Source organism: Variovorax sp. P1_H12_2, from assembly GCF_056405335.1.
This window is the reverse complement of the sequence record NZ_JBFUCI010000491.1, coordinates 1-4,356: the sequence shown is the minus strand read 5'-3', so window position 1 is coordinate 4,356 and position 4,356 is coordinate 1. Positions and strand designations below refer to the sequence as shown.

At 69.2% G+C, this 4,356-nt stretch carries 6 protein-coding genes and 1 pseudogene; 5 read left to right on the top strand and 2 right to left on the bottom strand.

Features of this window, described 5'->3' with window-relative positions; translation table 11 throughout:
• A pseudogene (locus AC1D2K_RS30835) lies at positions 1–321 on the top strand (hypothetical protein); the annotation flags it as partial.
• On the opposite strand, the gene AC1D2K_RS30830 reads toward AC1D2K_RS30835, so the two are convergent.
• Complete coding sequence (locus tag AC1D2K_RS30830) at positions 299–490, bottom strand: hypothetical protein (protein WP_478093751.1); 192 nt, start codon at positions 488–490, stop codon at positions 299–301. The pseudogene AC1D2K_RS30835 and the gene AC1D2K_RS30830 sit on opposite strands and share 23 nt — an antisense overlap.
• A gap of 185 nt (positions 491–675) precedes the next feature.
• Here AC1D2K_RS30830 and AC1D2K_RS30825 point away from each other — a divergent pair, with 185 nt between their 5' ends.
• The 3 genes from AC1D2K_RS30825 (at position 676) to AC1D2K_RS30815 (ending at position 2,193) form a co-directional block, all read left to right on the top strand.
• Positions 676–999 carry a hypothetical protein gene (locus tag AC1D2K_RS30825; RefSeq protein WP_478093749.1) on the top strand — a complete coding sequence of 108 codons (324 nt, stop codon included), beginning with the start codon at positions 676–678 and terminating at the stop codon, positions 997–999.
• 78 nt (positions 1,000–1,077) lie between these two features.
• On the top strand, positions 1,078–1,875 hold the full coding sequence (locus AC1D2K_RS30820; RefSeq protein ID WP_478093748.1) for an SDR family NAD(P)-dependent oxidoreductase: 798 nt from the start codon (positions 1,078–1,080) through the stop codon (positions 1,873–1,875).
• Between the two features lie 102 nt (positions 1,876–1,977).
• Complete coding sequence (locus AC1D2K_RS30815; protein ID WP_478093746.1) at positions 1,978–2,193, top strand: hypothetical protein; 216 nt, start codon at positions 1,978–1,980, stop codon at positions 2,191–2,193.
• Between the two features lie 2 nt (positions 2,194–2,195).
• Here the strand turns inward: AC1D2K_RS30815 and AC1D2K_RS30810 are convergent, their stop codons facing one another.
• The gene (locus tag AC1D2K_RS30810; RefSeq protein ID WP_478093745.1) at positions 2,196–3,419 is read right to left on the bottom strand and encodes an NAD(P)/FAD-dependent oxidoreductase; all 1,224 of its coding nucleotides are present in this window, start codon (positions 3,417–3,419) and stop codon (positions 2,196–2,198) included.
• Between the two features lie 92 nt (positions 3,420–3,511).
• Here AC1D2K_RS30810 and AC1D2K_RS30805 point away from each other — a divergent pair.
• The coding region (locus AC1D2K_RS30805) for an FAD-dependent monooxygenase (RefSeq protein ID WP_478093744.1) at positions 3,512–4,356 on the top strand (845 nt) is incomplete at its 3' end.

Sequence of the window (4,356 nt, the reverse complement as noted above, 5' to 3'; positions counted from 1 at the left end):
GTGCTGGGCGTCGCGACGCTGGTGGTGCTGGGGGTGGCGATGCTCGCGGGCCGATCGGGCTTCGGCCGGCTGTCGGCCTACGTGGCGGTGGTCGCCTACTCGCTGACCTTCTTCTTCCACATGATTCCGGGCGTCACCGAGACCGCGACTCGCCTGCCCCTGGACGCGCCCTGGGTGACCGATCGCGACAACTCCGACGCACTGAAAGGCACGATCGGCGCCCTGTTCGTCGTCTTCCTGGCCGGAGCGACGCTGCAGGTGCTCCGCCTGCGCGCCCGCCGCGCCAGCGCCTCAGACCCTAGAGCCCTGCAACGTACTTGAACCCGGCGACCAGCGCGACCGCCAGCACGATCAGAAACCCCAGACGGCCCCATCGCACACGCGGGTGAGCCGACGGACCGTGCAGATCCGAGCGGTGCAGGCCGGAAAACGAGGTCGAATCAGGCTTGTCGCGCGCCCAGTCATGGAAGTTATCTTTGTCGGTGTTCATGTAATACATTTTAACTAACATTACATGAATCACCACAAGCTCCGTGTGCAGGAATCCGCAGCACCGGCGACCCGTGGCGCGACAAAAGCGAAGCAACACGACACAAGATTTCGCGCCGGCATTACGCCCGCTTCACACGCGGCACGCAGCATGAAGGCTCCTTCAAGCCACGAGAGAGAGCCCCCATGAACAAGATCAAAGTCGCCGCTGGTATCGCCGCCTTGCTGTCCCTGACCCTGCTCGCCGCTGCGGCCCAGGCCCAGCCGTATGACGACCGCGTCATGGTGATTCCGGCGCCGCCGCCCCCGCCGCGCGGCTATGTCGTGGTGCCGCGTCCCGCGCAGCCCTCCTACGGCTGGTACGCCCAGGGCGGTGAACGGCACGAACATCGTCGCGGCTGGGGAGACCGCGACCACGACGGCGTGCCGAACCGGTATGACCGGGATCGCGATGGCGATGGCGTGCCGAACCGCTATGACCGCCGCCCCGACAATCCCTACCGCTATTGAGCGCCCGGCAGCTCATGTGGACGCCGTCCAGAATCTCTGCTAAGTTTGTGGATACCGTACACAAACGAGGAGATGCGCATGCTGCTCGAAAACCGGAGCGCAGTGATCTACGGCGCGGGGGGCGCGATCGGCGGTGCCGTCGCACGCGCCTTCGCGCGTGAAGGTGCCAGGGTGTTCCTGGCCGGGCGCACGCAAGCACGACTCGATGCCGTGGCCGCCGACATCCGCGCGTCCGGCGGCCATGCCGAAACCGCCCAGCTCGACGCGCTCGATGCAGCAGCCGTCGAACGCCATGCCGATGGCGTGGCGCAGCGGGCCGGCGGCATCGGCATCGCGCTGAATGCGGTCGGCGTCGCGCACGTCCAGGGCACGCCCCTGGCCGAGCTTTCCCTCGCCGACTTCGAATACCCGGTCACCACCTACGTGCGGACCCACTTCATCACCGCGAAGGCCATCGCCCGGCACATGGCCGCGAAGGGCTCGGGCGTGATCCTCACGCTGTCCACGCCGGGGGCGCGGCTGCCCGGCCCGGGCTACCTGGGCAACTGCGTCGCCAGCGCCGCGGTCGAGGCCATGTCCCGTCATCTCGCGGGCGAGCTCGGCGCCCAGGGCATCCGCGTGGTGTGCATCCGGCCGCATGCGATTCCCGAGGCCATTGCCATGGGCTCTCACACGCTGGATGTGTTTCGCCCCATGGCCGAACGCGCCGGACTGACGGTCGAGGAAATGCTCGCAGCTGCCGCCGGCGGCACCTTGCTGAAGCGCCTGCCGACACTCGACCAGCTCGCGAACACCGCGGTCTTCCTGGCCTCCGAACACGCCGGCGCCATCACCGGCACGGTCGTCAACCTGAGCTGCGGCTTCCTCGTGGACTGATCAGACGGGATGGCCCTGACGGTGCTCTGCCTCGTCTGATTCCTTCGGTAACGTAGGCCTCGTCCTACAGAAAAGCCGCGCCCGAACGCTCACCATCGAGGCATGAAAAATCCGATCAAACTCGTCATCGACGAGCCGGCGCCCGGGTCTTTTCTCTGGACGCTGCTCGAGTGCGACGCCGGTGGCATCCCCTGCAAGGTGTTGCGCGCCGCCGAGTACAGCGCCGACACCTACGAGGCCGCGCTGGCGGCCGGCACGCGCATGATGGACGCCGAGATTCGCAAGAACCTGGCGCCGCGGCCGGCCGACGTTTCCTGACCCTAGGCCAGGTGCGTCTTGAGCGGCACGGCCGGGTCGGCCGCGACCGCCGGGTCGGGGCTGCGACCCGCTTCCAGCAGCTTGCGGCTCATCATGTGGTCCACCGGCGCGTTGACTGATTCGACGCAGCGCAGCGCGCCGTCCACGTAGTGCAGCAGCGAAAACGATGCCGGATTGGCGCCGGGGCGCCGGACCGTGCGATGGCCCGCCGTGCCGGGAGCGGGCACCAGGCCCGCCATCTGCAGCCGCATCCCGCCCTGATCCGACCAGAACCATGGCACTGCATCGTGCGGCCTCGGCGCACCGGTCAGGGTCGCCACCGCGGTGCGGGCCTGGTCGTTGGCGTTCTGCACCGACTCCAGCCTGAGCGCCTGCCCGGCGCGCCGGTCCGGAAAGCGCGTGCAGTCGCCGACCGCGAGCACGGCGCCATCGCTGGTCTGCATGTAGGCGTCGACCACGATGCCGTCGGCACACTCCAGGCCGGCAGCCTCGGCCAGCGCGGTCTCCGGCACGGCGCCGATGCCGAGCAGCAGCAGGTCGATGGCCTGCGGCTCGCCGTCGACCTCGATTGCCGCCAGGCGCGGCCCGTCGACCTGCATCACCCCGCTCTGCACGCCGACGCGCACGTCCATGCCCGCGGCACGATGGGTCGCCAGCACATGCGCCGACAGCTCCGGCGACACCGCGCGGCTCAGCAGTCGCGGCGCGCTCTCCAGCACCAGCACCCGCTTGCCGAGCGCCAGCGCGGTGGCGGCCACCTCGAGCCCGATGAAGCCGCCGCCGAGCACCGTCACGTGCTGCGCCGCCGTGAGCTGCGTACGCAGTTGGGCAGCCTCATCGGCCGCGCGCAGCAGGGCCACGTTGGACAGCCCGGCCAGCGCCGACAGCCGGCGCGCGCGGGTGCCGGTCGCCAGCACCAGCCGCTCCCAGCCGAGCACCGCGCCCGAACGCAGCGTGACCGTGCGCGCGGCGCGGTCGATCGCCAGCGCGGCGTCGCCCAGGTGCATCGTGATGCCGGCCTCGGCATACCAGGCCTCGGCCCGATGGAGTTGCGGCTGCTCGTCGGGACTCTTCAGGAAGGACTTGGACAGCGGCGGCCGGTGGTACGGAATGGCCGCCTCCTCGCAGACCAGGTGGACGCGCGCGCCCTGTCCCGCTTCGGCGAGGCCGGCGCACAGCTGGGCAGCGGCGTGGCCGCCGCCGATGATGACGATGTTCGAATGCATGGACTTCCTGAGGTCGATCCGCACAATGGCGCGGTCGTGCCGGCAACTGTAGCCTTAGGATGCGAGGCGGGACTCCAACCCACGGAGACAAGATGAAGATACGCATCATCGGCGGCGGCCCCGCGGGGCTGTTCTACGCCTACCTCATGAAGCGCGACGACCCGTCGCACGACGTCCGGGTCTGCGAGCGCGACGCCGAGAGCGCCACCTACGGCTGGGGCGTGGTGTTCTCCGACGTGGCGCTGGCCTTCGTGCGCGAACTCGCGCCCGAGCTCTACGGGTCGATGACCGAAAACCAGGAAGTGTTCGACGAGATGGCGGTGGTGCATCGGGGCGTGCAGGTCAGGCTGGCGCACAACACCTTCCATCGCATGGCACGCATCGACCTGCTCCGCGCGCTGCATGTCCATTGCCGCCAGGTGGGCGTCGAGATCGAGTTCGAGCGGCGCGTCGACGACCTCGCGGGCTTCGCCGATGCCGACCTGATCGTGGCGGCGGATGGCGCCAACAGCGCGATCCGCACGCGCTTGGCCGAGCACTTCGGCCCGACCCTGGACGAACGGCCGAACCTGCTCGCCTGGTACGGCACCACCCGGCTCTTCGACCCGCTGTCGCTGATCTTCCGGCAGAACCCCGACGGGCTGGCGATCGCCCACACCTACCGCTACAGCCGCACGCACAGCACCTTCCTGGTCGAGGTCGATCCGCAGACCTTCCGCAAGGCGGGCCTGGACCGCATGGACGAGACGCACAGCCTCGCGTGGTGCGAGAAGGTGTTCGCCGACGACCTGCAGGGCCACAAGCTGCTGTCCAACAAGTCCAACTGGTTCCGCTACACGATCGTCAAGAACCGCCGCTGGCACTGGAAGAACGTCGTGCTGATCGGCGATGCGCTGCGCACCGGGCACCCCTCGGTCGGCTCGGGCACCCGGCTCGC